Annotated in this window: 27 protein-coding genes and 1 pseudogene; 8 read left to right on the top strand and 20 right to left on the bottom strand. The window is 65.2% G+C overall.

The window, feature by feature from the left end; translation table 11 throughout:
- The first annotated feature begins 231 nt into the window (after positions 1 to 231).
- The 5 genes from AB4Z55_RS03245 (at position 232) to AB4Z55_RS03225 (ending at position 5,842) form a co-directional block, all read left to right on the top strand.
- Entirely contained in the window at positions 232 to 2,040 is a 1,809-nt protein-coding gene (locus AB4Z55_RS03245; RefSeq protein ID WP_369519126.1) for a sigma-54-dependent Fis family transcriptional regulator, read from the top strand.
- Between the two features lie 136 nt (positions 2,041 to 2,176).
- Positions 2,177 to 2,998, top strand: a complete 822-nt coding sequence (locus tag AB4Z55_RS03240) for an enoyl-CoA hydratase/isomerase family protein (RefSeq protein ID WP_369519125.1) — start codon at positions 2,177 to 2,179, stop codon at positions 2,996 to 2,998.
- A 21-nt stretch (positions 2,999 to 3,019) separates the two neighbouring features.
- Entirely contained in the window at positions 3,020 to 4,198 is a 1,179-nt protein-coding gene (locus AB4Z55_RS03235) for an acyl-CoA dehydrogenase family protein (RefSeq protein WP_369519124.1), read from the top strand.
- A gap of 16 nt (positions 4,199 to 4,214) precedes the next feature.
- Positions 4,215 to 4,730: a flavin reductase family protein gene (locus AB4Z55_RS03230; RefSeq protein ID WP_369519123.1), complete on the top strand. Its 516-nt coding sequence runs from the start codon at positions 4,215 to 4,217 to the stop codon at positions 4,728 to 4,730.
- Positions 4,727 to 5,842: a 3,4-dihydroxy-2-butanone-4-phosphate synthase gene (locus tag AB4Z55_RS03225; protein ID WP_369519122.1), complete on the top strand. Its 1,116-nt coding sequence runs from the start codon at positions 4,727 to 4,729 to the stop codon at positions 5,840 to 5,842. Before AB4Z55_RS03230 ends, AB4Z55_RS03225 begins: the two co-directional genes overlap by 4 nt.
- 115 nt (positions 5,843 to 5,957) lie before the next feature.
- Here the strand turns inward: AB4Z55_RS03225 and AB4Z55_RS03220 are convergent, their stop codons facing one another.
- A complete protein-coding gene (locus AB4Z55_RS03220; RefSeq protein WP_369519121.1) occupies positions 5,958 to 6,290 on the bottom strand; it encodes a putative quinol monooxygenase in 333 nt (110 codons plus the stop codon).
- Positions 6,291 to 6,578: 288 nt separating this feature from the next.
- Entirely contained in the window at positions 6,579 to 7,910 is a 1,332-nt protein-coding gene (locus tag AB4Z55_RS03215) for an MFS transporter (protein WP_369519120.1), read from the bottom strand.
- Positions 7,911 to 8,221: 311 nt separating this feature from the next.
- On the opposite strand from AB4Z55_RS03215, the gene AB4Z55_RS03210 reads away from it, so the two are divergent.
- Together AB4Z55_RS03210 and AB4Z55_RS03205 are read left to right on the top strand one after the other, a co-directional pair.
- Positions 8,222 to 8,434, top strand: a complete 213-nt coding sequence (locus tag AB4Z55_RS03210; RefSeq protein ID WP_369519119.1) for a dodecin — start codon at positions 8,222 to 8,224, stop codon at positions 8,432 to 8,434.
- A 34-nt stretch (positions 8,435 to 8,468) separates the two neighbouring features.
- Positions 8,469 to 8,768 carry a hypothetical protein gene (locus AB4Z55_RS03205; protein WP_369519118.1) on the top strand — a complete coding sequence of 100 codons (300 nt, stop codon included), beginning with the start codon at positions 8,469 to 8,471 and terminating at the stop codon, positions 8,766 to 8,768.
- Positions 8,769 to 8,806: 38 nt separating this feature from the next.
- On the opposite strand, the gene AB4Z55_RS03200 is transcribed toward AB4Z55_RS03205, so the two are convergent.
- Positions 8,807 to 10,012 (bottom strand): epoxide hydrolase family protein, encoded by a 1,206-nt coding sequence (locus AB4Z55_RS03200; protein WP_369519117.1) that lies wholly within the window; start codon positions 10,010 to 10,012, stop codon positions 8,807 to 8,809.
- Positions 10,013 to 10,138: 126 nt separating this feature from the next.
- On the opposite strand from AB4Z55_RS03200, the pseudogene AB4Z55_RS03195 reads away from it, so the two are divergent.
- Positions 10,139 to 10,246, top strand: a pseudogene (locus AB4Z55_RS03195) (NAD(P)-dependent alcohol dehydrogenase); the annotation flags it as partial.
- Between the two features lie 219 nt (positions 10,247 to 10,465).
- Here the strand turns inward: AB4Z55_RS03195 and AB4Z55_RS03190 are convergent.
- From AB4Z55_RS03190 to AB4Z55_RS03110, 17 genes are all read right to left on the bottom strand, one after another.
- The gene (locus AB4Z55_RS03190; RefSeq protein WP_369519116.1) at positions 10,466 to 11,986 is read right to left on the bottom strand and encodes a class I adenylate-forming enzyme family protein; all 1,521 of its coding nucleotides are present in this window, start codon (positions 11,984 to 11,986) and stop codon (positions 10,466 to 10,468) included.
- Positions 11,987 to 12,018: 32 nt separating this feature from the next.
- The gene (locus tag AB4Z55_RS03185; protein ID WP_369519115.1) at positions 12,019 to 13,185 is read right to left on the bottom strand and encodes an acyl-CoA dehydrogenase family protein; all 1,167 of its coding nucleotides are present in this window, start codon (positions 13,183 to 13,185) and stop codon (positions 12,019 to 12,021) included.
- A gap of 77 nt (positions 13,186 to 13,262) precedes the next feature.
- Positions 13,263 to 13,994, bottom strand: a complete 732-nt coding sequence (locus AB4Z55_RS03180) for an SDR family NAD(P)-dependent oxidoreductase (RefSeq protein ID WP_369519114.1) — start codon at positions 13,992 to 13,994, stop codon at positions 13,263 to 13,265.
- A complete protein-coding gene (locus AB4Z55_RS03175) occupies positions 13,991 to 14,752 on the bottom strand; it encodes an SDR family NAD(P)-dependent oxidoreductase (protein ID WP_369519113.1) in 762 nt (253 codons plus the stop codon). The genes AB4Z55_RS03180 and AB4Z55_RS03175 overlap by 4 nt, the downstream gene beginning before the upstream one ends.
- A 28-nt stretch (positions 14,753 to 14,780) precedes the next feature.
- The gene (locus AB4Z55_RS03170) at positions 14,781 to 15,209 is read right to left on the bottom strand and encodes a MaoC family dehydratase (RefSeq protein WP_369519112.1); all 429 of its coding nucleotides are present in this window, start codon (positions 15,207 to 15,209) and stop codon (positions 14,781 to 14,783) included.
- Positions 15,206 to 15,694, bottom strand: a complete 489-nt coding sequence (locus AB4Z55_RS03165) for a hypothetical protein (RefSeq protein WP_369519111.1) — start codon at positions 15,692 to 15,694, stop codon at positions 15,206 to 15,208. Before AB4Z55_RS03165 ends, AB4Z55_RS03170 begins: the two co-directional genes overlap by 4 nt.
- 7 nt (positions 15,695 to 15,701) lie before the next feature.
- Positions 15,702 to 16,457, bottom strand: coding sequence for an SDR family NAD(P)-dependent oxidoreductase (locus tag AB4Z55_RS03160; RefSeq protein ID WP_369519110.1), 756 nt, complete (start codon positions 16,455 to 16,457; stop codon positions 15,702 to 15,704).
- Entirely contained in the window at positions 16,454 to 17,575 is a 1,122-nt protein-coding gene (locus AB4Z55_RS03155) for an acyl-CoA dehydrogenase family protein (protein WP_369519109.1), read from the bottom strand. The genes AB4Z55_RS03160 and AB4Z55_RS03155 overlap by 4 nt, the downstream gene beginning before the upstream one ends.
- Positions 17,572 to 18,753 (bottom strand): acyl-CoA dehydrogenase family protein, encoded by a 1,182-nt coding sequence (locus tag AB4Z55_RS03150; protein ID WP_369519108.1) that lies wholly within the window; start codon positions 18,751 to 18,753, stop codon positions 17,572 to 17,574. Before AB4Z55_RS03150 ends, AB4Z55_RS03155 begins: the two co-directional genes overlap by 4 nt.
- Positions 18,753 to 19,232, bottom strand: coding sequence for a Zn-ribbon domain-containing OB-fold protein (locus AB4Z55_RS03145; RefSeq protein WP_369519107.1), 480 nt, complete (start codon positions 19,230 to 19,232; stop codon positions 18,753 to 18,755). The genes AB4Z55_RS03150 and AB4Z55_RS03145 overlap by 1 nt, the downstream gene beginning before the upstream one ends.
- On the bottom strand, positions 19,229 to 20,407 hold the full coding sequence (locus AB4Z55_RS03140) for a thiolase family protein (RefSeq protein WP_369519106.1): 1,179 nt from the start codon (positions 20,405 to 20,407) through the stop codon (positions 19,229 to 19,231). The genes AB4Z55_RS03145 and AB4Z55_RS03140 overlap by 4 nt, the downstream gene beginning before the upstream one ends.
- Positions 20,407 to 21,537: a hypothetical protein gene (locus AB4Z55_RS03135; protein ID WP_369519105.1), complete on the bottom strand. Its 1,131-nt coding sequence runs from the start codon at positions 21,535 to 21,537 to the stop codon at positions 20,407 to 20,409. The genes AB4Z55_RS03140 and AB4Z55_RS03135 overlap by 1 nt, the downstream gene beginning before the upstream one ends.
- Positions 21,534 to 22,280, bottom strand: coding sequence for an SDR family oxidoreductase (locus tag AB4Z55_RS03130; RefSeq protein WP_369519104.1), 747 nt, complete (start codon positions 22,278 to 22,280; stop codon positions 21,534 to 21,536). Before AB4Z55_RS03130 ends, AB4Z55_RS03135 begins: the two co-directional genes overlap by 4 nt.
- Complete coding sequence (locus AB4Z55_RS03125) at positions 22,280 to 23,458, bottom strand: acetyl-CoA C-acyltransferase (RefSeq protein WP_369519103.1); 1,179 nt, start codon at positions 23,456 to 23,458, stop codon at positions 22,280 to 22,282. The genes AB4Z55_RS03130 and AB4Z55_RS03125 overlap by 1 nt, the downstream gene beginning before the upstream one ends.
- A 391-nt stretch (positions 23,459 to 23,849) precedes the next feature.
- The gene (locus tag AB4Z55_RS03120; RefSeq protein WP_369519102.1) at positions 23,850 to 24,437 is read right to left on the bottom strand and encodes a TetR/AcrR family transcriptional regulator; all 588 of its coding nucleotides are present in this window, start codon (positions 24,435 to 24,437) and stop codon (positions 23,850 to 23,852) included.
- 88 nt (positions 24,438 to 24,525) lie between these two features.
- Positions 24,526 to 25,503, bottom strand: coding sequence for an IS481 family transposase (locus AB4Z55_RS03115; protein ID WP_369519101.1), 978 nt, complete (start codon positions 25,501 to 25,503; stop codon positions 24,526 to 24,528).
- A 105-nt stretch (positions 25,504 to 25,608) separates the two neighbouring features.
- Positions 25,609 to 26,061: a limonene-1,2-epoxide hydrolase family protein gene (locus tag AB4Z55_RS03110; protein WP_369520970.1), complete on the bottom strand. Its 453-nt coding sequence runs from the start codon at positions 26,059 to 26,061 to the stop codon at positions 25,609 to 25,611.
- Between the last annotated feature and the right edge of the window lie 41 nt (positions 26,062 to 26,102).

Raw genomic sequence — 26,102 nt, 5'->3', positions numbered from 1 at the left:
GGATCGAGAGATCGCGCATGTATCGCGATCGCACCCTGAGCTGGGCCAGCGCTCCTTGAACCAACCCTTCTTGACACTGGGGTCAGTAGTGGGCCACTCTGGGTCCGGCAGGTGACCGCCATCACTTGCGCATGTATCGACGCCGACGATGCGGAGGGCTGGGTCGTGAGGACTGCCGCGAGAGACACCCACAACGACGACGCGGTCTGGACAAAGACCGAATATCCACGAATGTCGCGCCCCGCCAGCCCGGACTCCGCGGTCTTCAAGCGCGTTCGGGAGACCGTTCTCTCGCGCGGCTCTGCGGACGCAAGGGATGTCGAGGCAGCCGGGATCGCCCCCCGCGTGCTCGACTCGTGGCGGCGCTCGCTGCGGTACGGCCTCGACGCGACCTCGCCCAGGCCCCCTCTGTCCGTCGGCGCCCGGGACCTGAACACCTCGTTCATCGACACCGTCGACACGGTGTTGAGCAAGCGCGAGTCCGTGTTGGAACAATCGATGTGTGGGCTCTCCCTTACTGATGCCGACGGCATGATCCTGCGACAGTGGGTGCGTGACCCGCAGCTCTCGGCGTGGCTAGAAAAGCGCAGCATCGTGCCCGCCGTCCAGGTCGACGAGACGTCGATCGGCACCAGCAGCGGGATTTGTCTCCTAGACGCACGGCCGGCCGTGATTCGAGGTCTCGAGCACTTCGCAGAGGATTACGCATCGGTCACTTCCGTCGGCGCCCCGGTGATTCATCCGGTCACGCGCCGAGTTGTCGGGTCCCTGAACCTGACCAGTCGTTTCGAGGACACAAGTCCCGTCCTGCTCTCGTGGGTGATGGAGATCGTGCAGGACATCCAGCACACGTTTCAGGAGTCGGCGTCGCGTCGTGAACGAGTTCTCCTCGACGCCTACCTGCACGAAAATCGCGATGCTCGGCATCCGGTTGTCGCCCTGAACGATCAGACGATCATCACCAACGCGACGGCGGCTCGCCTGCTCACCTCGGTCGACCAGGCGCTGCTGTGGGAACACGCCTCCCGCGCCATCCGCGATCAGGTCTCGGCTCCAAGGTCGTTGGTCCTGACCGATGGAACGGTCGTCTCCATCCAGTGCCGCGAGGTCACGAATGCATCCGAATCCGCCGGCGCCGTCCTGATGATCCGTCCGGTCCTTGATCGCAAGTCGCGCAGTAACCCCGGCGCTGCGCCCGCCCGGGGGCTGCCGGGACTCGTCGGCGAGGGACCCCGGTGGCGCGAGCTGTGCCGACAAGCGGCCGTTGCCGGCACTGGACCGATCCTCATCGTCGGCGAACGAGGAACCGGCAAGGTCGCCGTTGCGACCGCCATGGCTGAACCCTCCACGGAGGTGACGGTTCTCGAAGCCGCAAGCACCGCGCTCGAGGGAGAGCAGGCCTGGCTCCGCCAGTTGCGCCTCGCGCTGAACTCTCCGACCGGACGGACAGTGATTCTGCGTGGCTGCGACGAGCTACCCGAATCGACCGCCCTTGCCGTGGCGAAGCTCATCCGTGGCCATCGCGACAACACAGTCCGGATCTTTGCCACCGCACGACGATCAGACGACGTTCAGTCCGCACTGCTCGGGTCCGAGTTCGCCACCGTACTGACAGTTCCCGCCCTTCGAGATCGTCTTGAAGACCTTCCCGCACTACTGGACACACTCACGGCTCGCTGCGCTCGACGACTCGGACGGGATCACTCCCAGGTGAGGTGGATGGCTGACGCCGTTCAGGCACTGTCCAGGCTCGAATGGCGCGGTAATGTCTCGTCGCTCGAGACCGTGGTGCTACGGGTGCTGCAGCACAACCACAACGGATACATCAATGCCGGCGACCTGCCGACCGACGTCGTCGCGAACGCCTCGCGTCGCAAGCTCGTCGGCCTCGAGCAGGTCGAGGCGAGCGCAATCATCGAAGCACTTCGCGCTGCGGGTGGCAACAAGAATCGTGCTGCCGACAATCTCGGCATCGCCCGGTCGACCCTGTACCGAAAGATCCGTTCCCTGGGCATCGACTTGTCGACGTCTGCATTCTAGATTTCAGGGCCAGACCACCCGCGGTTGGACAGGCCTGTCGAACGGTGGACGTCGGCAGCGCACGTCGCTGTGCCACGATGGGACATTCGATACCGCCTCTGCGCAGCTAAGTTCGACGCAACGAGGAGGTGATCCGGTGTCACAGAACGCGAACGCATCCACCGGCGCATCGCAGGAATCGACGGGCGATGACGGAACCGTAAGATATGCGGTCATTGGTGCCACGGCGACAATCACTCTCGACCGGCCAGCTGCCCACAACGCGCTGAGCGTCCGGATGATCCGCGAACTCGTCGAGGCCTTCGACGCGGCAAACAGCGATGATGACGTCCGCGCCATTGTCCTCAGCGGGGCCGGCGATCGCGCCTTCAGCGCTGGTGGCGATCTGGCTCAACTCATACCGAGACTGACCGCCGGCGAGCTCGACATCCTTGTGCCCGACCCATCCAAACGGTTCTTCTCAGATGTCTTCACCCCCGTGATCGCGGCGGTAAACGGCATCTGCCTGGCCGGCGGACTCGAGATCCTTCTCGGTACCGATCTCCGCGTCGCCTCCGATGAGTCCATCTTCGGTGTGCCGGAGGTTCGCTGGGGTCTGGTCCCCGGAGGCGGAACACACGTCCGGCTCCCTCAGCAGGTGCCGTGGGCTGCGGCTATGAAGCTACTTCTGACCGGCGAGCACATCGACGCGCATGAAGCGCGCCGGATCGGCTTGATCACCGAGGTCGTTCCTCGAGATCAGGTGCAGACGCGGGCAATGGAATTCGCGGAGATGATCGGGCGCAACGCGCCGCTGGCGGTGCGCACAGCGAAGGAGATCGCCGTGCGCGCTCTGGGCAATGAACCGAAGTTCGCGCTCGAACTCGCACTCAACGAACGCGTGTTGCGGTCCGACGACGCCGTCGAAGGTCCTCGTGCATTCACCGAGAAGCGGACGCCCCGCTACTCCCGATCCTGACACTCAAGGAGACCACCACCGATGCAAGCGGACATGCCCACCGTTCACCCCGACAGCCAGGACCTGGTGGCGTCGGTTTTTGAGGCGGTCAAGGGAATCTCGGCGAGCTTCCCCCGGTCGCTGTTCCTCCAGCGCGCCAGGGAAGGCGGTCATGCTCGCGAACTCTGGGACGCGCTCGTCGTCGCCGACCTCCTCGCCATCGGCGTACCCGAGTCCCTGGGTGGGGCCGGCGGCGGACTCACCGGCACAACAGCGGTAATGGAAGCGCTTGCCAGAGCGGGAATTCCGCCGTTGCAGTACAGCCTGACGACCTTCTCACGCGAAGCCATCCTTCGCCATGGGACGAGTCAGCAGATCGAGGATCACGTGGTCGCCACGATCACCGGTAAGCGCAAGATCTGCTTGGGTGTCACAGAACCTGAAGCCGGCACCAATTCCTTCGCCGCTCGAACCAGCGCGCGCAAGACAGCGGATGGAACCTACCGGATCTCGGGACAGAAGGTATTCATTTCCGGCGCCGATGAGGCCGACCACATCCTGTTGCTCGCCCGTACGGCGCCGCCTGGTGAGAAGTTGAGTCGTCGCAATGGTTTCGGCCTGTTCATCGTGGACATGGGCCTACCCGGCATCGAACTGCGCAAGCTCGACATCGAGTGGTACGCGCCCGAGAGCCAGTTCGAGGTCTTCTTCGACGACGTCGAGGTGCCCGCCGAAGCGCTCATCGGCACCGAGGGACTGGGCTTCGACCACATCTTGTCCTGCCTCAATCAGGAGCGCGTCACGGTCGCCGCCTGGGCCCTCGGGCTCGGCGACTACGCGCTCAACAAGGCGGTCGACTACGCGAAGATTCGTGCACCCTTCGGAACACCGATTGGCGCCCATCAGGCTGTGCAGCACCCGCTCGCGCTGGCGAAGGCTGAGATGGAAGCCGCCCGACAGGTCATGTACTCGGCCGCCGCCACGTACGACAACGGAATCGACGCAGGCGACCAGGCGAACATGGCAAAACTGCTGGGTAGTCGTGCGGCACTGTCCGCCGTGGACAGCGCCATCCAGACGCACGGTGGTTCAGCGTTCGTCTACGAGACCGACGTCGTGACCATCTGGCCCATGGTGCGAATACTCCAAATCGCCCCGCTGAACAACGAATCGATCCTCAACTACATCAGCGAGCGAGTTCTCGGACTCCCTCGCAGCTGACAGCCTGGAGAATGACGTGATCACTGTCAAGACACTCGACGAGCCGGCACCCGTGCTCAGGAAAGCGTTCGGCTGCTTCCCCACCGGCGTGGCCGCCGTCTGCGCGGAATCGGCCGACGGGCCGGTCGGAATGGCGGTGAGTTCATTCACCTCCGTATCACTCGAGCCACCGCTGCTGTCGGTGTGTATGCAGAACAGTTCGACGACCTGGCCGGTACTCCGGCAGCAACCGCGGCTGGGTCTCAGCGTGCTGGCCGAGACCCAGATCTCCGCGGGTCAGCGACTGTCGAAGAAGACCGGTGATCGGTTCGCCGAGACTGCTTGGCGGACAAACGAAGACGGTGCTCTATTCGTACTTGGGGCCGCAGCCTGGTTCGATTGCACGATCTACGCTGAGGTCCCGGCCGGCGATCATACCGTCGTCCTCCTCGAGATCTGCAGCCTCGAGACCCAGCCCGAGCTGGCTCCGCTGGTCTTTCATGCCAGCCGCTTCCGACGGCTGCACGAGGTCGATCTGGTGGTCGAGTCATGACCAGGAAGCCAGAACTGGCCGAGTTCGCTCTACGGCGATCACGGGCAGAGAAGGCGATCGCCGCGCTCGCTCGTGGCGAACAGATCATCGTTGTCGATGATGTGAATCATGCAGAGGCTCAAGGGTTTTTCGTAGCTGCCGCTGCGCAGACGACCAGTCCGCTCATGGCGGCCATGGTGCGCTACTCCTCGGGCTTTGTGTGCGTCGCCCTACCCGGTGACACCTGTGACCGGCTCGATCTGCCGGCGATGGAGGGCGTGACGCCGGACACCGATTCCGATATGCGGGCTTGCGTCACCGTGGATGCCATCCACGGGACATCGACCGGAATCTCTGCGCACGACCGCGCGCGTACCGCGGCTCTGCTCGCTGACCCCCACGCCGCCCGTGACGATTTCACGCGCCCAGGACATGTGGTGCCGGTACGTACCGCAGCCGCGGGACTGAGCGCCTGCCGTGGGATCGCCGAAGCGGCATCGTTTCTCACGGAGAAAGCGGGACACGGCCCGGCCGCATCGTTCGCTGCAGCGGTCGGCGGGACCATCGAGACCGGTCTACCCGGCCCCGCCGAACTCATGGCATTCGCGACTGCGCGCCGGCTCAGCCTAGTGTCTATCAGCGATGTTCATCTCCACATGCTTTCCACCGACCCGGTTGTCACACGCGAGCTCTCCACCCGAGTGCTGGGTCAGGAAGTGGTCACCTATGTCGGGACGATGCCATCAGCTCGTTTTCAGGTACTGATCACCGGGACACCGGACCAGTGCGATGAGGTACCGCTGTACTTGCACTCATCCTCGCAGGACTCTCGGAACACCGACAGCGCGTCCGATGTCGACGTCGTCGAACGATCGATGGTGACTGCCGGACGGGGGATCGTCGTGCACGTCCAATCGGCTCGACCGTTGACCCGGCCGGAGTCACCAGAGTTCTCCCCTGTGCCATTTGCCGTCGCCGACATCCTGCACGATGTAGGAATCCGGGCGGTATGCCTCATCAACGGGGACACCGAGCTACGAACGGTACTGCAGCTGCGCGACATCGCCGTGCGAAACGTACTTCGCGCAACACCGGCGACCTGGGAAAGCGTGCGCGCACTACACGCGAGCTGAATTGCGCACTGCCCCGGGTGCCCTGTCGTCATGGCAGAGCATCCGGGGCGAACAACCGGGATCGATCTGAACTGTCTGCACCTCGAGGAGCCGATCGATCCAGTCCCACAAACCGCTACAGAGCACCCAGCGTCTGGTCCCCCGCCGGGAGTGGCTTAAGGACCGTCACGTCAAGCGGCTCTGCCAGCAGGTCGGCCACTTCTCCGTTGAGCGCGGCGAACGCTTCACCGGCACCGTGCTCCTGCAGTTTCTCGCCACTGGACCACTTCTCGATGATGACGATTCCTTCCTTGCCCCGCACTGTCTGGTGCGCCGCGTACAACTCACATCCCGCGTCTTGTGCGTGCGTGGCGGCGACGGCTCGAAGCACGGCCGCCTCGACGTGCTCAGACTGTCCTGGGCGGGGCACGAATCGTGCTACGACAATAACGTTTTCAGACGAGACCACAATAAACTCCTGGGCCAGAGGGACGCCTCACGGCGGCGGCTGTCGGCCGCGTCTGATGGTAGGGCCACGCCGAACGCACTGTGATGTTGCAATGTGCGCCAACTCGCGCGGCGTCCTGAAATGACACACCGTTACGCCGCTGAAGGTACCTACGCTATGACATAGCCAGCCCGCGGAGGCTGAAACAGCCAAGAACCTCGCCGCCCATCTCGAGCAATCTCCGAGATGGGCGGCGATTCCATTTCCGTGGGCTGCGCCCGTTACAGGCCGCCCAGACCACAAACCTGGTCAGCTGGATACCGGGGCCGGCGCTTTGCGACCCGCGGTCGACGCGATGGCCCAGATACTCAACAGACCGGCAATCGAGATGAAGACACCGACCGGCAGGAGTGAACCGGTGGCTTCGAGCAGACTGGTCGCAATCAGTGGGGAGAATCCTCCTCCGATCACAGCGCCGAGCTGATATCCGATCGACGCACCCGAGTACCGCACCTCGGCGGAGAACATCTCGTAGTAGAAGGCCGCCATCGGCCCGTAGAGAGCACCCAGCGTGAAACCGGGAACGATCACCGCGAGGAACAGCAAGATCACGCTTCCGGTCTCGAGCAGAAGAACGTACGGGATCGCAGTCGCGGTTGTTGCCACCGCAGCCCACAGCAGGACGATCCGGCGGTCGTGTCGATCGGACAGCGCCGCCACCACCGGAATGGTCACTACGGTCGCAACACTGGACACCAACACGGAGATGAGTGCCGTCGTGCGGTCGATGTCGTGGGAGGTCGCGTAGGAGATCGTGAACACGATGAGCACGTAGTAGTAGACCTGGATGATCAGAATCATCCCGCCGGCCTGCAGGATCTGCTTGGGGTGGGTACGCACCGCCTCGATGATCGGCGAGCGCCTGGGTTCGGCCGCGGTGCCCGCCTCAGCGGCCCGTCGCTGTTGCAGCTCACGGAATTCCGCGGTGTCCTCGATCTTGAGCTGCATGTAAATCCCGGCGGCGACGACAACCGCCGACAGCAGGAACGGGATGCGCCAGGCCCAACTGACCAGGGCCTCCTGACTCACCGCAGCCACGACGACCAGAAACACCACGTTGGACAGGATCACCGCGAGCGACGGACCGATATGAGAGAAGCTGCCGTAGAAGCCTCGCCGGTGCGGCGGGGCGTTCTCGGTCACCAGTAGCATCGCGCCGCCGTACTGCCCGCCAACAGCCAGGCCCTGAGCGGCTCGGAGGATCACCAACAGAATCGGCGCGAGAACGCCGACCGTCGCATAGGTCGGCAGAAGTCCGATCAGGAACGTCGCGATACCCATGATCATCATGGCGATGACGAGCAGCTTCTTACGTCCGATGGTGTCGCCGAAGTGACCAAAAATGATGCCGCCCAGTGGCCGGAACAAGAATCCGACACCGAACGTAGCGAAGGCCGCGAGCGTACCGAGCGCAGGGTTGACCGACGGGAAGAACACCTTGTTGAAGACCAGTGCCGCCGCGGTCCCGTAGATGTAGAAGTCGTACCACTCCAGTGTGCTGGCGCCCAGCGCGGCGACGATGACCGTCCGCAAATTGCGCGGCGGAGACGTCGTCTGTTGGCCAGTGTCGTTGCCTGTCAATGAAACTCCTTGTATAGCGCGGCCGACGTTCGAACGCGCGCATCTTCGATAGGGATGGGTGTCAACCTATGTGCCGGGAATCATGTATCGGTGTGCCAATCTGGAACACCCACGTTGAACCGGGCGGTGTTCCTCTGGATGCGACAGGACCCCTTCTTCGCGATCGCGAATCGCGTCAGAAATGCCCGCAACTGTCCCAATTTGGGTCACCAGCACTGAGCCGCGTCTCTTTGGTCTTCGAAGACCCGTACACGTCCGAGCGCTTGGAATGTCCGATCGAGCCACCAGATCGCAAGAACGGTACACACCACATGAGCGACAACATCTATCGCGTCGTCGAGGTAGTCGGTTCTTCCACCGTCGGAATCGAGGATGCGATCAGCGGCGCAATTGCCCGAGCTGCAACCACTCTGGACGACCTCGACTGGTTCGAGGTCACCGAGACCCGGGGCCACATCAGTGAGGGCAAGGTCGCCCATTACCAGGTCACGCCGAAGGTCGGTTTCACAGTGAGAAACTCCTGAGTCGTCCCGCATCACGCCACCCGAGAGGACTGTTATGACCACTGACACCATGTCGGCCACGCCCACGGTGGGTCGACCGACATCGCTGTTGTGGCGTTCTGGTTCGGCGCCGCGCTTCTCGTGCCGATGGGGCAGGCCACACGTCCAGATGTCGTCGTTGATCAGCTCATCTCGCTCGGCGGCCCGACTGCCGCGACTCGATGTCCTGCTCGACAAGTCGGCCGAGTTCGACCTCGATCTCGCCACGGACCTGGCGCTCGCCGGCCGCGGACGGTGCCGCACCGCGGACACCTACCGTGATGTCGCGCCGGCACTCATCTCGATTTTCGAGTAGAGGCTCTGCACACCGGTTGACGAGCGGCAGGCTTCGATTCACCGATCGAGTGGATAGGCGTGGGTGAGAGCCTCGCGCACGCCGTCCACGAAGTTCGCTGGGCTCTCCCACGCGGCGAAATGACCTCCGGAGTCGTGAAGGGACCAGGACCGCACATCGTAGAACCTGGCGAACAGTGATCGCTCCGGCGGCAGCAGACCGTGGCTGAACATGCTCACCGTTGTGGGAGTCGTGATGTACCGAACATCGAGCGGTGGAGCCGAATAGGGGTCGAAGGAGGTACCGATCGCCCCGGTGTACCAGTACAGGCTCACCCAAGTCAGGAGATCGTCGAGGGCGAAGGCGGATTCGACGTCGCCCTCGTGATCGGACCAGCCGTGCAGCTTTTCGACGATCCATGACGCCAGTCCGGCAGGCGAGTCGGCGAGCGAATGTGCCAGGGTGTGGGGTTTGGTGGCCTGCTCCACCAGGTACCCGGCCTCGACCGCGCGCCATCGTCTCGCATCCCGATAGTAGTTCTGCTCGCTGTCGGTCAGGGTCGCGCGCACCGCGTTAGTCACACGGATGGCCGGCAGGTCGGTCAGGTGTAGCGCTGCGACCGGGGCGGGGCTCATCGCAAGGTGAGTGGCGACAACACTGCCCACATCGCCGCCCGACACGACATACCGGGTGTATCCGAGTGCTTTCATCAACCCGGCAACCTGGCCGGCCATGAGCTCCGGAGTCGCCACCCGATCGGATACACCGGTCGCGCCCGGAAAACCCATCAGGCAAGGAACGACGACGTGGACGTCGTCGAGCAGCGGAAGGGCGCGTTCGAATCGCAGGAACGAGTCCGGCCAACCATGCAACAGCACGACCACCGGCGCGTCCGGATCGTCCGAGCGTTGATGAATAGCTGTGACGGGCACGTCGTCGACGTTGGCCCGCACCCAGGGATAGGACCGGATGCGTTCCTCCGGAGCGCGCCAGTCGAACGTCGTCGACCAGTGCCGCACCAGCGTCCGCAGAAAGTCCGCGGGCACTCCACGGCTCCACCCGTCGGCACTCGACAGAACTGCGGGGCGACTCCGTTCGAGGCGTGCCGAGAGATCGACAATGGCTTCGTCCTCGACTGGCTCCCAAATCCATTCCTGCACGCCTGGCTGTGGTCCCGCTTGTTCTGTGGTCGACCGCTTCTCGGGAGCATTTCTATCGCCCACTGTCTGTCCTTTTCGAGAGGTTGTGGTTGTCCGGTGTGCCATTCCGACCTACACATGATGTCGGCATCGGCCGAGGACTACCGCTACGGTGCGCTACCCCTGGCCTGGGTCACGAGGCCGCCGGTGTTGTGGTCGAAAATGGCCCGGGAGCAACGTACTTCGCCGAAGGCACGGCATCTCGTGCCGCTCGGCGACCTCGGTCCGGCGCAGGCGGTGGCTCTCACTGACGCGGGGCTCATCTCCTACCACGCGATCAACCGGGCGGTGCCGCGTCTGGGCGCCGGGGCCCACGCTGTAGCCGTTCTGACCTGTACGAGGTCGTCGATCTCGCTCGCACGGGTCATCTACACGTCACGGTCGAGACGCACACGCTCGACGGGGCTGCGGCGGCACATGACCGCCTTGCTCGTGGAGAAGTGCTGGCATGCGCAGTTATCGTGCCGCACGAGTGACCGGACCGACCCTGCGGCGCGCAATGGCGCGCCGCAGGTCGATTCAGCGGAACGATTGCTTGAGGTGCGGCCGGTCGATTTTGTTGGTTGCCGTGCGGGGAATGGCGTCGACGATCTCGATCCGTCGAGGACGTTGCAGGCCCCGCAGATTGGGGTCGGTCTCGCAGTAGGCCGCAATGTCCGCGGCGGTGACGTCGGGCTCGGTGGGCACCACAATGGCCGTCACCTGCTGGGACAGGCGCTCATGTGGCGTCCCGATGACCGCCACCTCAGCGACGAGTGGGCACGCGGCCAGATGTCCCTCGACCATCTGCGGGTACACGTTCTCGCCGCCGCTGATGATCATGTCGTCGGCGCGGTCGACGTAGTAGAGGTACCCGTCGGAATCGGCTCGCACCAAATCGCTTGTGCGAAACCAGCCGTCGACGAACTTCGTCGCATTGACCTCATTCAGACGCCAGTAACCCGGGGTCACTGCGTCACCGCGGACCCACAGCTCACCCGTCTCGCCGACCTCGACGTTTCGGCCCTGGTCCTGCGGGTCGGTGGACACGACACGGACCTCGACGATCTGCGCCAGCGGTTTGCCGAGGCTGCCCTCGCGACGGTCCTCGTCCAGAGGTTCGGTGATCGACAGCCCCATCTGCTCGGTCTGCCCGTAGATATTCGCCGGCACGATCCCGGTGGCGTCGGTGAGCTGTCGCAGGCGGCTCAGCGGGAGCGCGGAGCCGCCGATCGCGCACACTCGGATCGAGGGCAGAGGATGCTTCTCGTCGCGCAGCTCGTTGATGATATCGATCATCATGGCCGGCACGAGCGCGACGATCGTCGGCTGACGGTTCGCGGCGTCGGTGAGCCATTCGCGGACTTTCCATCGCCGTAGCGTCACTGTCCCTCCCGCGAAGAGCAGCGGGAGGGTGATCAGTTGTAGTCCGCCCACGTGGAACAGGGGGGTGCACACCAGCGCATGATCGTTCTCGTCGATCGACCAGACGTCGCACTCCGCCTCGCACACCGCAGCGATGGCTCGGTGCGGTTGCCGCACGCCCTTGGGTCGTCCGGTCGACCCGCTCGTGTACATCAAGACGGCATCATCGGAATCGAAGCGGGGCACGACAGTTTCCCTCGCGTGCGACTCCAGCGCGGTGTCCCACGTGGCGAACGCCTTCTCATGCTCGCCCACGGAGATGATGCGTCCGGCGACGTCCAGACCGTCCAACGCCTGCACCAGCCGGTCGACGTCGTCTGCGGGGGTCACCACCAGTCGCACGTCTGCGTCTTCGGTCGCGTGCCGCAGGGCAGAGGGATGGAAGAGGTAGTTGTAGGGGACGAGGGTCGCGCCGGCTTGCCAGATGCCGATCATTGCGATGATCCATTCGGGCTGGTTGTGCATCAGCACACCCACCCGGTCGCCCGGGCGGACCCCCTGCTCGAGGAGGTAGGCGGTGAAGCGGGACGATCTGTCCACCAGCTGCCGGTATGTCAATGCGGTGTCGCCGTGGTGAATCGCCACCTTGTCGGGGTCCCGACGCGCGGATCGCCGGATGACATTCACGATGTTCACTTGCGTTGTCCTCCTGGGATATCGGCCATCGATCAGTACGAGCGCGGCAGACCGTAGGTCTCGGCGAGATTGTTGCGGACCATCTCGTTGCTGATCGGCGCGATGCGGAACTGGCGCAGATCCCGCCAGAATCGTTGCGCGTGCGTTTCTGACGAGATGCCCATTCCGCCGAGGACCTGGATGCCACGGTCAGCGGATGCGACCGCGAGTTCGGAGGTCACGACCTTGACGATGTTGGCTTCCTTGTGGCAGTTCACCCCGGATGCCTCACGCCACGCGGCATCGAATGTCAAGAGTTCGCACTGCTTCTGGGCGAGTGCGGTGTCGGCGATGTAGTGCTGGATGATCTGGTGCCCGCCGATGACCTTGCCGAAGGCGGTACGCGTTGACGCGTAGGAGACCGACTCCTCGAGGATGCCGTCGAGCATGCCCAGCGCCAGTGCGCCACTCATCACCCGTTCGTTGTTCAACGACGCGACAAGAACTTTGAATCCCTCGTTCTCGACGCCGAGCAGCTGCGAGTCGGGGACGAACACGTCGTCGAGGAACACCTCGCACGAGCCCATGGCGCGCATGCCCATCTTGGGGATGTAGCGCATCTCGATTCCAGGCGAATCCGTCGGCACCAGCAGAAGAGTGGTCGGCGGCCGCTTGCCGGGCGCATCCGGATCTCCGCTGCGCGCGAGCAGCAGCAGGTAGGTCGCCTGCTTCGCGCCGGTTGACCACATCTTCTGGCCCGAGACCTTCCATCCGCCCGGAACCTTCGTCGCCCGGGTACGCATGGCACCGAGCAGGTCGGTTCCCCCGCCGGGTTCGGTGACCGCGATGGAGAAGCGGATCTTTCCCGACGCGAGGGCCGGCAACAATTCCTTCTTCTGTTCCTCGGTGCCACCGTGACTGAGCGCCTTCGCGCCGGCGAACGAGGGAATACCCCAGACCCAGGACAATCCACCCAGGCTGCGGGCGAGCTCACGCGCGAGGACGGCGGTGTCCACGGCGTCACCACCCTGGCCTCCGTACGCCTCGTCGATACCGAGGGCATGGAACCCCGCCTCCGCCATCGCATCCCACAGCTCGAACGGGTACTGATACTCCTTCTTCTCGAGCTCGAGAGCGCGTTCCGGCGGAAAGTTCTTGTCCACCCAACCCCGTACGTAGTCGCGGAAGTCACGGCGGGCATCGTCCAAATCCAGCAGCATGGGTTGACCTTAGGTTTGTCGGGCTTCCCGTAGTTGTAGCCGTACAGGACACTTCCGGGAGATCAGAGGGGATGGGTTCAGACCCGCCACACCAGGTGGCCGGCTCGCGAGATGGGGATGACGGGAACGACCGCACTGCGACCGAGGCGTGTCACGGCGACCGCGAGCTCGGCGACCTCGACCGGGTCGATCATTGTGTCCGCGGGGACTTCTCCAGTCAGCGGCGCGGTCATGTCGGTGGCCACATAGCCCGGACACAGCGCGGTGGCGCTGACGCCACCAGACGACTCCTCGATGCTGAGCGTCTCGCACAACGACGTGAGGGCGGCTTTGCTCGCCCCGTACGCCGAGTTCAGCGGCTCGGCCGCGATGCCCGTCAGTGACGAGATCGCGATGATGCGGCTCGATCCCGTCTCTCCGGCGGTGGTTCGCAGGGTGGGTAGCAACTGCTGAATCAGCAGATAGGCCGACCGCACGTTGACATCGAAGAGCTTGTCGACTCGGCGAAGCGGGAACTCGGCGAACGGCCCGATGGAGCCCATACCCGCATTGAGCATCAGTGCATCGAGGCGTCCGTAGCGTTTTTCGTGCGCTGCGGCGAGAGCGAGGACGTCGTCCTCGGCAGCCATGTCGGCGGGTACTGCTTCGACCTCGATGTCGTGGGCGGCGCGCAGCGTCTCGGCCGCCTCGGCGAGGGTGTCCACTGACCGCGCGCTGATGGTGAGATTCCACCCCTGCTCGGCCAGTTTGCGAGCGATCTCGAGCCCGATACCGCGCGACGCTCCCGTCACCAGGGCGGCGCTGCTCATCGCGGCGCCATCCGGAGGGCACCGTCGAGGCGGATCGTCTCGCCGTTGAGCATGGGATTGTTGACGATGTGCGCGACCAGTTCGGCGTACTCGGCGGGATACCCCAGGCGCGACGGGTGCGGGATCTGCTCTTCGAGGGAGCGGCGGGCCTGATCGGTCAGCCCTTGCAGAATGGGGGTCGCGAACATTCCGGGGGCGATGGACACGACCCGGATCAGCGAGTCCGACAGATCCCGCGCGATCGGGAGCGTCATCCCGGCGATGGCGGCCTTCGACGCCGAATACGACGCCTGCCCGACTTGGCCGTCGAAGGCGGCGACCGACGCGGTGGTGACGATGACTCCGCGTTCGCCGGCGACCGGTTCAGTCGCGGCGATGGCCTCGGCTGCCAGCCGGATCACGTTGAAGGTGCCGACCAGGTTGATCGAGATGACCCGTTCGAACCGATCGAGGTCGAGGGGCCCGCGACGTCCGAGTGTGCGCGCCGGATCACCGATGCCGGCACAGTTGACCGCGATGCGGAGGGGGGCGAGTGAGGCGGCCGTCTCGACGGCGGCGGCGACCTGCTCGCTGTCGCGCACATCGGCCGGGGCGAAGGTGATGCCCCCGCCGGAACGCTTGGCCGCCTCGGCTCCCGGCGACCCGGGTAGGTCGAGGATGACGACCGCCGCGCCTGCGGCGCTGAGCTTTTCGGCGGTGGCGAGTCCGAGTCCGGATGCGCCGCCGGTGACGATGGCCGACGTGCCCGTGATGTTCACTGGTATTTCTCCTTGGTGAGGCGCGGGGTCATAGCGCGACCGTCGCGGTGCCGGCGACCACCGGCTTGATGTCGTTGCCGTCGGTGACCGGACGCACCCAGACGTCGCAGTCGACGAGGGTCTGGTCGTCGACCTTCCGGATGGCGGTCACGGTGCCGCCGGCCTCGACGCGGTCACCGGCGAAGACATTGGCGGTGAAGCGCGAGGTGAGGTTGCGGATGGCGGCGCGGGACCCGGTCCAGTTGGTCAGCATGTTGATGATGTACGCCATCGTCACGCCGCCCTGGTTGACGAACCGCTCGCCCAGACCGGCGTCGCGGACGGCGTCGAGGTCGAAGTGAATAGGGTTGGGGTCCTGGAATATCAGGGCCATGATGCGGATCTTGTCCGCCTCGATCGAGTCGACACGGAACACGGGGAGCGCGTCGCCGACACTCGGCATCGCCGGAGCTGTCATTGCGCACCTCGCTTGAAGATGAAACCGTTGACGACTTCGCCGACCGGGTCACCGGACGAGTCTGCTCGGTCGATGAACGCTGTTCGAACGGTCACGAAGTCGAGGAAGCCGCCGTGTCTGGTCTCCTTGCGACTGACCGGTTCGATCATCGCGGTGACGTCGATCGTGGCCCCGACTCGCAGCGGTCGGTGCGCGATGATTTCACAGTTGCCGAACAGCAACACGTCCTGCGGGCGCTGGCCGGCGAGGGTGCACAGTTCGTCTACGCTGATGCCCATCCCCCGCAGCGCCAGCACGAGTCCCCACAGCGGGTGGGCATCGCCGGTGTCGTCGCCGTCGGCGAGCAGTGCGTAGTCGGCCAGCACGCTCTGGAACGGTTCGATCGTGAGTGTCGCGCCGGGAAGCCGGCGGCCGTCGAGCGAGTCCTTGAGCGTAGTGATGTCGATCAGGCCCGCGGGAGACGAATCGGACTGAGCGGCAGTCACTGTCTGGTCAGTAGATGGTGTAGGCGCCATCGACGATCACCTCGTTTCCGGTGTGGAAGGTCAGGGACGGGTCGGCGAGAAAAGCTGCGACGTCGTGGAACTCCTCCGGCTCGGCCCACCGACGCACGGGGGTGCGTCCACTCGTAGCGCGGACGAATCGTTCGTCTGCCTGCAGGTGTTCGTTCATCGAGGTCTTCGTCCATCCCGGGATGAGGATGTTGCACCGCACCCGGTGCCGGGCGAGTTCCACTGCTAGCGTCCGTCCGAGGCCGAGTACGCCGGTCTTGCTCGCCCCGTAGGCGGCCATTCCGGTGCCGCCGTAGCGGCTGATGGTCGAGGAGACGACGATCATCGAGCCACCCGTGCCCTGGTCGACGAAACGGCGGGCGGCTTCGCGGGTGCACAGGAAGGACCCGTCGAGGTTGGTGGAGAGCACGTGTCGCCAGGTGTTGAACGACATGTCGACGATGGGGGTCTCCACCGAGATCCCGGAGTTCGCGACGAAGCAGCCCAGGGGTCCGAGCCGGCCCACGGTCTCGTCCATCGCAGCGACGACCGCGTCTTCGTCGGTGACATCGCAACTCACCGCGAGGGCCTTCGTGCCGAGGGCTTCGAGCTCGGCCACCGTCTGGGCGTTGCGTTCGGCGTTGCGTGCCCAGATCGCCACGTTCGCACCGGCTTTCGCCAGACCGACGGCGAGGGCGCGTCCGATCCCGTTGTTACCGCCGGTGACGACCGCAGTGAGTCCGGTCAGATCGGTCATGTCCGCACCTCGGGAGCCGGGACGTCGATCAGATCGGCGAGGGCGGTACGGTGCGCGGCGGCGGTACCGAGGCCGATGGCGTCGGCCTTGGCACGCTTGAGATAGAGGTGCGCGGGATGCTCCCAGGTGAAGCCGATACCGCCGTGGAGCTGGATGCATTCCTCGGCCGCCTGTTGGGCGACCTCCGAGCACGTCGCCTGCGCGAGCGCCACCGCGACCGGCAGGTCCGGCGAGCCCGTGGCCGCACATTCCGCGGCGTAGCGGGCGACGGCCCGGGCCTGGGTGATGAGCACCCACACATCGGCGAGCCGGTGCTTGAGTGCCTGGTAGGACCCGAGTAACCGGGCGAACTGGCGGCGGGTCGCGAGGTATTCGACGGTGAGGTCGAGGCACCGCTCGGCGAGTCCGAGTTGCTCGGAAGCCAGCAGCACCGCACCGATGTGCAAGGCCTTGACAACAGCCTGGTCCAGTTCGGAACCCGCGTCGGCGATCTTGCGCGCCGGTGCGTCGTCGAAGGTGATGTCCGAGATCGGACGGGTCATGTCCAACGAGACCGACTCGGTCACCGTCGCGTCATCGACCGTCACCTGGAAGAGGCCGGCGGCGGTCGGGACGAGCAGGATGCCGGCCGAGCCGGCGTCGACGACGCCGGACACCTTGCCGCGCAATCGATCACCGGACACCTCGACCGATGTCTCGACCGCTCCGGACGGGGCTGTCGCGAACGGAATGGTCACCACCGCTGTCGCCTCGCCCGACGCGATCTGGGCGAGCAGCTCGGTGACGCGCAGTTCGAGCAGCAGGGCGGTGGCGATCCCGGCCGAACCCAGGAACGGGACGGGCGCCACGGCCCGGCCCAGCTCCTCGGCCACGACCGCGGCCTCGCGCCAGCTGCCCCCGGCGCCGCCGAGGTCCTCGGGCACCGGCATCGCCGCGCATCCCAGTTCGCCGGCCAGCGTGCCCCACAACCGGGTGTCGATGAGCTCGGCGCTCTCGGTGCGGGCGAGCACGTCACCCCACTGGCACCGCTTGTCGAGCAGCGACCGCACGCTCTGGCGCAGGTCGTCCTCGATGTCGGTGTAGAGGAGGTTGCCGGTCTCGGGTGTTGTGACCGTCATCGGGGTAGGTCCTTCCACGGGGTGTCCTTGTCGGCACGTGCCTCCGGCGGGAGCCTCAGGACGCGCTCGGAGATGATGTTGCGCATGATCTCCGACGTGCCGCCCTCGATCGAGTTGCCCTTGGCACGGAGGTAGCGCCAGCCCGCGGGGCTCTCGGAGTGCTCCACGATGACCGGGCGCCGGGCCGAGTAGTCGCCGAAGCGCAGCGCCTCGTCCCCCAGAAGGTCGAGTTCGAGTGAGGCGATCTGCTGGTTGAGCCGCGCGTAGGTGAGCTTGGAACCCGAACCCTCGGGTCCCGGCTGCCCGGCCGCCTGCTGCTGGCCGAGCCGCTCGGCCGTCAGACGGGCGACCTCCGCCTCGACCCAGAACCGAAGAACCTCGTCGTGCAGCGCCGAAGTACGTAGTTCGGGCCGGTCGCGCCATACGCGGACGAGCTCGCCGATCGCGCCGCTCTCACGCGGCACGGTTCCTGCGGCGATGGCGACGCGCTCGTTCATCAGGGTGTTCTGCGTGACCGCCCAACCCTGCCCGACATCACCGAGCCGCTGGGAATCCGGGATCTCCACCCCGTCGAGAAAGACCTCGTTGAACTCGCTCTCGCCGGTGATCTGACGCAGCGGACGCACATCGACACCGCTCGCGCCCATGTCGCACACGAAGAACGTGAGCCCCTTGTGCTTGGGTACCGAGGTGTCGGTCCGGGTGACGAGGATGGCCCAGCTCGCCTCATGCGCCAGCGATGTCCACACCTTCTGCCCGTTGACGATCCACCGGTCATCCTTCAACACGGCGCTGGTGGCGACGTTGGCCAGGTCCGAGCCCGCGCCGGGTTCGGAGAACAGCTGGCACCAGATCTCCTCGCCGGTCCACAGGGGACGCAACCAGCGGTTCTTCTGCTTGTCGGAACCGAAGCGGACGATCGTGGGAGCGGCCATACCGAGGCCGATGATGTTGCGGTGGGGCTCATTGGTGGGGGCACCCGCCTGCGCCAGCAACCGATCGACAGTGACCTGCAGGGACCGGTCCAGCCCCAGCCCTCCCAGGCCTTCTGGGTAGTGCACCCAGGCCAGTCCCGCGTCGAACTGGGCACGCAGGAACTCGAGCCTGTCCGTGCTCGACGGATCGTGGGTCTCGAGGAACCGGGCGACGAGGTCGGTGACCTGGACGTTCCCGCTCATCAGATCTGCTCGAAGTGGGCGATGTCCAGGATCTGTCCGGTGCGTTCGTCCGCCCAGACCGCCCGAACCCGCGCACCCGGCTTGAGCTGATCGGTGACGGTCGCCGGGTCGGAGAGATCGAGACCGCTCACGTAGTGCATCAGCAAGGTACTGGCGCCGTCGAGGCGGATACCGGCGATCGCGTACGGCGGCTTGGGTCCCCCGCGGAAGCTCTGCCAGGCCACGGTGAACACCTCAACCTCGCCTTCCGGCGACAACTCCTGCCACCGGTCGGTGGCCACGAAGCACGCCTCGCAGTACGCCTGCGGCGGCACGAAGACTCGATCGCACTCCGGGCAGCCGTTGGCGAGGATCTTCTTCTCGGCCAGGCCCTGCATGAAACGACCCCAGGTCTGGCCCAGATGCACGTCGTAGTCGAGGTCCCAGTGGACCCGCTGCGTCGTGATGTCGGTGGTCGTGGTCTCGGTGGTGGGGCTCATGAGCGCTCGTGCCTTTCGAGGACTGCAAGGTTTTCGAATTGGAAGAAGGTGCCACCTGTACCGTGCGCCAGGCCGCGGCGGGCCCCGGACACCTGCATCGCCTCCGGGGCATCGCCCATCAACTGCAGGGCGACGTAGACGTAGGGAGCCAGTTCGCCGGCGACGCCGGCATTGGTGCACAGCGGCCCACCCGAGAGGTTGACGGGGATCGTCCCGTCGATACGGGTAGCCCCGGAACGGATCAGATCGATGCCGCCGCCGGGAGGCGCGAAACCCAGCGCCTCCAGTTGCATCGGTTGCATCGGCGCATAGGGGGAGAACACCTCCACCACGTCGAACTCGGTCACCGGGTCATAGATGTCGGCCAGCCGATAGACCTTTCGCGCCAAGATGGCGAGATTCTCCATCGCGGCGAAGTCACTCTTGCCGCCACCCAGATAGGGATCGCTGCTGGTGGCCATCGCACCGATTAACACCGGAGTCGGCCGCACCTCGGCAACGGCCTCCTCCGAACAGATCAGCAACGCGTTCGCCGACGTCGACACCGGGCACACCATCGCCATGGTCATCGGCGACGACAGCGGGCGCGAGGTGACCACATCCTCGACGGTCAACGTGTTGCGCAGGTGCGCATAGGGATTGCGTGACGCGTGCTCGTGATCCTGCACTGCGCTGGCGGCGAAGTCCTCGACCGTCGCGCCGAAACGGCGCTGGTAGGCGCTGGGGTAGAAAGCTCCCATGTGGTAGGCGCCCATACCGAGTGGCTGTTCGACGATCATCGGCGAGTTGGTGTTGATCGCCGACTGCAGGTCGACCGCACCGTAGAAGGTGGGGCCACCGATGCATAGCACCCGATGCCGGTCGCCGGACCGTACCTGACGGGCGGCGACCTGCATCAGGTTGCCCCCGGTGGTGCCGCCGGTGTTGACGACCGAGACCGGAATGTCGGTGCCGAGACCCAGCTGACGGGCAATGTGCTTGGCGCCCAGCACCGTTCCCTCGAAACCGTCGATGTCGCCGATCACGATCGAGTCCAGCGCGGCTGGACTGATGCCGGCGTGGTCGATGGCCGCCCACACCGCCTGCTGGATCAGCTCGATCGCTGACGAGGTCTGTTTACGCGGAGAGGTTGCCTCGGTGATGCCGACCCCGCCGATGAATGCTCGCGTGGACATCAGATCCCTTCCACGACCAACACCGTGGCGGTGTCGGCGATCGTTCCGGTCAGCGGATCACTCGACTGGGCGACGCCATGGGCTGCCGTACCCTCGTCGAGGGCGTGCACGACCTCGAGGAGCCGCAGCGCGCCGTTGGCCACGCCGGGGTACGAACTACGCACGCCGCCCGACGGATTCACCGAGACGCCAGACCCGGACAGACCCAGCGCGCCGAGGATCGGTTCATGCAAGGCGGGGGTCGGTGCGGTCAGTTCGACGACCTCGATCTGGTCGGTCGGCCACGTCACCCCGGCGCGGGTGTAAGCCTCGGCCGCAGCCCGACGGGTCGGTGCTGCCGGGTCGGTGAGCCAGGTTCCCGCCGGGGTGGTGTCAGCACTGCCCTGTCCCCATCCGGTGAGGATTGCGCGGGCGGTACGTGCCCGGCGCGCACGGGGCAGAGACCCGAGCACCATCGCGATAGCTCCCGTCGAGTCGGCGGGCAGCATCAGTTCGGTCAGCGGCCCGTTCACCAGGTCCGACGACGCGACGTCGGCCGCCGAGACAGGATGTGCTCGGGTCGTCCTCGGTGAGGTTGCACCTCGGGAGATCTCGTCTGCGGCCAATGCCGCGAGGCGATCGGGGTCGATTAGCCCCGCCTGCACGGCGTGTCCGGCGTGCAGGCCCCACACGGTCTCCGCCGACAGGGCGACCGGCCGGTCGAAATGAGGCTCGAAGCCGTAGTTCGAGATCTGCTGGATGAACGCCCGCCGGTCCGGAGCGGATACCTCCGGGTTGTAGACGCCGACGGCGACCACGACATCGGCATCGTTGGCGGCGATGGTCTGTGCCGCGGCGACGATTGCCTGTCCTGCATCGCCTTCGAGTCGGTAGGACTGGCCGAGGTAGCCGCCCGAGGCGGCGTTGGTCAGGCCGCTGGAGATACTGCGGCCGTCGTAGATGTCGAGGGATGCGGTGATCGACAGGTCGACCTCTTGCTTGCGAATACCCGCCTCGCGCAGTGCTTTCGACACGGCTTCGAAGACGAGCTCGTCGAGAACAGCATCAGACTCGGGTATCAGAGGTGTCGAGGCGATGCCGAGTACCGGCACGGGGTCGGCGGCCGCGGCCGATGGGTTCAATCTGGTCACATCGACACCCCGCCATCTACAGGCAGGACGATCCCGGTCACGTATGAGGCCTGCTCGGAAGCCAGGAAGCCCACCGCCGGCGCCATTTCCGCGGCGTCAGCGAATCGACCGGCGGGCACGGAAGCTGTCATCTCCGCCAGTTTCTCCGGGGGCACCGCCGCGACCATCGCCGTTGAGGCGTTGGGCGAGATGGCGTTACAGGTGATGCCGAATCGCGCGACTTCTTTGGCCACCGATTTGGTGAAGGCGATGATGCCGCCCTTGGCGGCGGCATAGTTCGCTTGTCCCACGTTGCCGTGCATACCGGTGTAGGAGGTGACGTTGACGATGCGGCCGGCGCCTGCAGTACGCATGTGCGGGACGACCGCGCGGGTCACGTTGAACGTGCCCGTGACGTGGACGGCAAGCACTGAATTCCACTGCGCGTCGGTGAGTTTCCAGACCACCGCGTCCCGAGCGATCCCGGCGTTGTTCACCGCGACGTCGATGCCGCCGGACCAGCTGGCCACATCGTCGATCGCTGAACGCACCGCATCGGCGTCGCTGACGTCGACAGCCGCGAGGTGGACACCCTCGGTGCCGCCCCACGCCCGGTCGAGCAGGTTCTTGTCGTAGTCCAGCACCGCGATACGCGCACCTGCGGCACGGAAGTAGTGGGCGATCTCGTAACCGATGCCCTGAGCTCCACCGGTGACCAGGACGGTCGATCCTGTGAAGTCCGGGGTGATTTGTCCGATGCTCATCAGATCCTCTCGATGATCGTCGCGTTGGCCATTCCGCCGCCCTCACACATCGTCTGCAGGCCGTACCGACCGCCGGTGTCCTCGAGGTGGTTCACCAGGGTTGCGAGCAGTCGAACTCCCGACGCGCCCAGCGCATGCCCCAGCGCGATGGCTCCGCCGCGCGGGTTGAGCTTCTCCGGATCGGCCTTGAGGTCGTGCTGCCACGCCAGCGGCACCGGGGCAAAGGCCTCGTTGACCTCGTAGGCGTCGATGTCGTCGATGCTCAGGCCCGAGCGCGCCAGGACCTTCTGGGTGGCCGGAATGACACCGGTGAGCATCAGCAGCGGATCGCTGCCGGTGACGGCGAAGTCAGTGAACCGTGCGCGCGGGGTGAGTCCGAGTTCGCCTGCCTTCTTTTCGCTCATGATCAGGACCGCCGACGCGGCATCGGTCAGCGGTGAGGAGTTGCCGGGCGTGATGCTCCAGTTGATCTCTGGAAAACGCTGATGCAACTGATCATCGACAAACGACGGCTTCAGCCCGCCGAGGCCCTCCGCGGTCGTCGAGGCACGTAGCGTTTGATCGGTGTCGTGCACCTGCCCGTCGACGGTGATCGGTACGATCTCGCGCTTGAAACCCCCGGCCTCGGTCACCTGCGCGGCGCGCTGATGTGAGCGCGCGGAGTACTCGTCGAGCGCGTCGCGGTCAAGGTTCCAGCGCGCGGCGATCAGTTCGGCCGACACTCCCTGTCCGATCAGTCCGTCCGGGTAGCGGGCCGACAGCGGGCCGCGGTTGGGATCCTGGTCGACTGAGCTGTAGCCCATGGGGACACGGCTCATCGATTCCACTCCGCACGCGATCGCGATGTCATAAGCACCGGCGAGCACACCCTGCGCGGCGAAATGGACGGCCTGCTGGCTCGAACCGCACTGACGGTCCACCGTGGTGCCCGGCACGGACTCCGGGAGCCCCGCGACCAGGCCGGCGTTGCGTGCGATATTGAGAGTCTGCTCCCCCGCCTGGGACACGCAACCGGCGATGACATCATCGATGGTCGCGGGGTCGATGTCATTGCGTTCGAGGAGCGCACTCAAGGTCTGGGCCAACAGGTTGACCGGGTGAATTCCCGACAACGCGCCGCCTGGCTTTCCCTTACCCGATCCTGTTCTCACAATATCGACGATCACTGCTGACCCCATGTGGTCACATCTCCGTTCACAATCGCGGATCGAGGCTTGTGCCTCACCATGCGAACTACGTTAGGAACGGCGGCGGGCCGTCAGGTGTCGCAATGCGCAACACGCCTGTGGCACGGGTCACGGCTTGACTACTCGCGCAATCTGTCCGCACCTGCACTGAGAACTGTTCGTGGACAACTGATCCGCTGGGCGACGGGCCCCGGCGATTGCCGGCAACGCGGAAGGGCGGCTAAACCATGAGGCGAGGTGTCGTGCCCTGGCCGTAGGCGCGTGCCTGCATTGGGGGCGCTCCACACTGCGCGCCGCGGAGGTGGCGCCAGGAGAGGGAGTCGACCTGCTGGCCCCGCCGGAGACCGAAGCTCAAGCCACCGTGCGGGTCGTGACACCAATCTCACTCAGCGAGCGCCACGACACCTCGGACCAACAGATCGAGCACCTCTTCTTTCGACATCGTTTGGTGCTCAAGCCATTCCGATGTCGCGGCGCTGATCATTCCCTGGAACGCGCGGACACGGGCTCGGGAGACGCGCGATGGTTCCATCCGGGTGACGGAGAGTAGGCGATCCTCCCATGACACCAGACTTCCCCGCAGTATCGCAGCGATCTCCTCATCAGCAGATTGCTGGGCCCGCATCAAGGCAGCAAAGGCTGCCGCGTTGGCTTCCACGAGATTCAGCCATCGTGAAAGCAGGTCCCGGGCAGCGGTAGAGACCGGCACGTCCGTCTGCTCCACCGCGCACGGCAGCTGTGCCGGCATCTCGGCGAAGCGTCGCAAGACCTCCACATACAGCTCACGCTTGTTGCCGAAGTGATAATTGAGGTTCGTGCGCGTGGTACCCGCTGCTCGCGCCAAGTCTTCGGTCGAAACCGCATCGTAGGATCTGGCGGCAAAGATGGACTGCGCAACCGCGATCATCTGCTCTCGGCGGTCGTCGGCCTCCAACCGAACACGCCGGGCATTCGGACTGCTCATCACCATGGGAGATACCGTAACTGCAACAGCTTCGGCGGGTCCACCACCTGCGGGGACGGCCACTGGGCCCGGCCCCGGCAGGCGATGGAGCGGCCTAGCTGTAAGACCCGGGCAGGTTGTGAACGTGTAGGCGTTCGATCGGGGTGAGTCCGCCGATACCGCTGTGGGCTCGGTGGTGATTGTAGTGGTGCAGCCAGTCGTCGTAGGTGGCTGTGCGGGCGGTCTCTGAGCTGTAGAACTCGGCGTAGGCCCATTCCGAGGCCAGGGTGCGATTGAAGCGCTCGACCTTGCCGTTGGTTTGCGGACGGTAGGGACGGGTCTTCTTGTGCTTGATCTCGACGCCGAGAGATTCCCCGAAAACCTTCGATCGGTAACACGATCCGTTGTCGGTCATCACTCGCCGCACGGTGATGCCGTGCCCTTGGAAGAAGGCCATCGCCCGGTCCCAGAACTGCGCGGCGGTCTCTTTGCGTTCGTCGGTGAGGATCTCCGAGTACGCCAGCCGGGAATGGTCATCGACGGCGTGGTGCAAGTACGCGTACCCCGGGCGGTGTTTCTTGTTGTGCCGGTTGCCGATCGTACGCCCGAGTTTGCGGTGCCCACCGCCTTCAGGGATGCGGCCGAGCTTCTTGATGTCGACGTGGATCAGGTCGCCGGGAGCGTCGTGTTCGTAGCGGCGTGGCGGGGTCCGGCGTACCGGAAGACCGGTGGCCTGATCCAAGTGACGCAACAGCGGCATCCGATACCGGCGCAACACCGCCTCAACGGTCGATCTCGCCAGCCGCAGGTGCGCGGCGATACGTGCAGCGCCCCAGCGACGGACAAACCGCAGCTTGATGATTCGACGTTCACGGCGCACCGCAAGTCGGGTGGGTGAGCGGCGGGGCCGGCTGAAGTGATCTGCCATGCCGGCCTCACCGGTCTGCCGGTAGCGGTCAGCCCACTTCTTGGCGGTCGCGGTGGAGCAGTTGAATCGTTCCGCGGCTCGTCGCAGAGGCCAACCCTGGTCGACGACGCACTGAGCCAGGGCCAGACGGCCACGTTCGGTGAGAAAAGCATTACGGTGGGTCATGAGGGCCTCTTGGTGATCGGCGTGTGTGTGGTAACCACATCGATACCGGAGGCCCTCACCTGTTGACCGGAACCACGCCGTTCACAACCTCCCCAAGAGTTACACCTAGCCCCGCAGCTGAACGTCGACGGCTTCTTCGAAGCTGCGGAGGTCGAAATAGTCGCGCCACCCGCTGATCTTTCCGTTGTTCAGATGCACGACGCCAAGCGCCGGTAGCTCGAATGACTTACCGGTAGGAATCGCGGTCAGGAGGTCGACGCGCTCGGTGAACACGACGCCGTCTCGCGACGCTATGTGGAACGTGTCGATCTTCTCGATCCGCAGGACCTGAAATAGTCCTGTCAACGTGGCATGCACCTGATCAAGTCCGTATGCCGGCGGAAGTGGCATGTTCTGATACATCGTATCGTCGGCAAAGTACGTGATCAGACGATCCGCATCGTTGGTGCTCAGCGCACCCATGAATTCGAGAACCAACTCTTCGTCACGTCCGTCGGCGCGTGTCGTTGTCGCCGAAGTCGGGTCGGCCCACCGGGGGCGCTCAATCGAATGTGTCACCGCGGATTCTCCTCGTTGTTCAGACCTGCAAGCCGTAGCCA

Source organism: Gordonia sp. ABKF26, assembly GCF_041103195.1.
GTDB classification, from domain to species: Bacteria; Actinomycetota; Actinomycetes; order Mycobacteriales; family Mycobacteriaceae; genus Gordonia; species Gordonia terrae.
The sequence above is the reverse complement of the archived record's forward strand: the minus strand, read 5'-3'. Positions and strand labels throughout refer to the sequence as shown.

What these genes read in the sequence shown, in the direction of transcription:
- AB4Z55_RS03245 (WP_369519126.1), top strand. Translation starts at nt 232, where the DNA reads ATGTCGCGCCCCGCCAGCCCGGACTCCGCGGTCTTCAAGCGCGTTCGG.
- AB4Z55_RS03235 (WP_369519124.1), top strand. Translation starts at nt 3,020, where the DNA reads ATGCAAGCGGACATGCCCACCGTTCACCCCGACAGCCAGGACCTGGTG.
- AB4Z55_RS03225 (WP_369519122.1), top strand. Translation starts at nt 4,727, where the DNA reads ATGACCAGGAAGCCAGAACTGGCCGAGTTCGCTCTACGGCGATCACGG.
- AB4Z55_RS03210 (WP_369519119.1), top strand. Translation starts at nt 8,222, where the DNA reads ATGAGCGACAACATCTATCGCGTCGTCGAGGTAGTCGGTTCTTCCACC.
- AB4Z55_RS03205 (WP_369519118.1), top strand. Translation starts at nt 8,469, where the DNA reads ATGACCACTGACACCATGTCGGCCACGCCCACGGTGGGTCGACCGACA.
- AB4Z55_RS03200 (WP_369519117.1), bottom strand. Translation starts at nt 10,012, where the DNA reads ATGGCACACCGGACAACCACAACCTCTCGAAAAGGACAGACAGTGGGC.
- AB4Z55_RS03185 (WP_369519115.1), bottom strand. Translation starts at nt 13,185, where the DNA reads ATGCTGCTGGATTTGGACGATGCCCGCCGTGACTTCCGCGACTACGTA.
- AB4Z55_RS03180 (WP_369519114.1), bottom strand. Translation starts at nt 13,994, where the DNA reads ATGAGCAGCGCCGCCCTGGTGACGGGAGCGTCGCGCGGTATCGGGCTC.
- AB4Z55_RS03170 (WP_369519112.1), bottom strand. Translation starts at nt 15,209, where the DNA reads ATGACAGCTCCGGCGATGCCGAGTGTCGGCGACGCGCTCCCCGTGTTC.
- AB4Z55_RS03160 (WP_369519110.1), bottom strand. Translation starts at nt 16,457, where the DNA reads ATGACCGATCTGACCGGACTCACTGCGGTCGTCACCGGCGGTAACAAC.
- AB4Z55_RS03155 (WP_369519109.1), bottom strand. Translation starts at nt 17,575, where the DNA reads ATGACGGTCACAACACCCGAGACCGGCAACCTCCTCTACACCGACATC.
- AB4Z55_RS03150 (WP_369519108.1), bottom strand. Translation starts at nt 18,753, where the DNA reads ATGAGCGGGAACGTCCAGGTCACCGACCTCGTCGCCCGGTTCCTCGAG.
- AB4Z55_RS03145 (WP_369519107.1), bottom strand. Translation starts at nt 19,232, where the DNA reads ATGAGCCCCACCACCGAGACCACGACCACCGACATCACGACGCAGCGG.
- AB4Z55_RS03140 (WP_369519106.1), bottom strand. Translation starts at nt 20,407, where the DNA reads ATGTCCACGCGAGCATTCATCGGCGGGGTCGGCATCACCGAGGCAACC.
- AB4Z55_RS03130 (WP_369519104.1), bottom strand. Translation starts at nt 22,280, where the DNA reads ATGAGCATCGGACAAATCACCCCGGACTTCACAGGATCGACCGTCCTG.
- AB4Z55_RS03125 (WP_369519103.1), bottom strand. Translation starts at nt 23,458, where the DNA reads ATGGGGTCAGCAGTGATCGTCGATATTGTGAGAACAGGATCGGGTAAG.
- AB4Z55_RS03120 (WP_369519102.1), bottom strand. Translation starts at nt 24,437, where the DNA reads ATGGTGATGAGCAGTCCGAATGCCCGGCGTGTTCGGTTGGAGGCCGAC.
- AB4Z55_RS03115 (WP_369519101.1), bottom strand. Translation starts at nt 25,503, where the DNA reads ATGACCCACCGTAATGCTTTTCTCACCGAACGTGGCCGTCTGGCCCTG.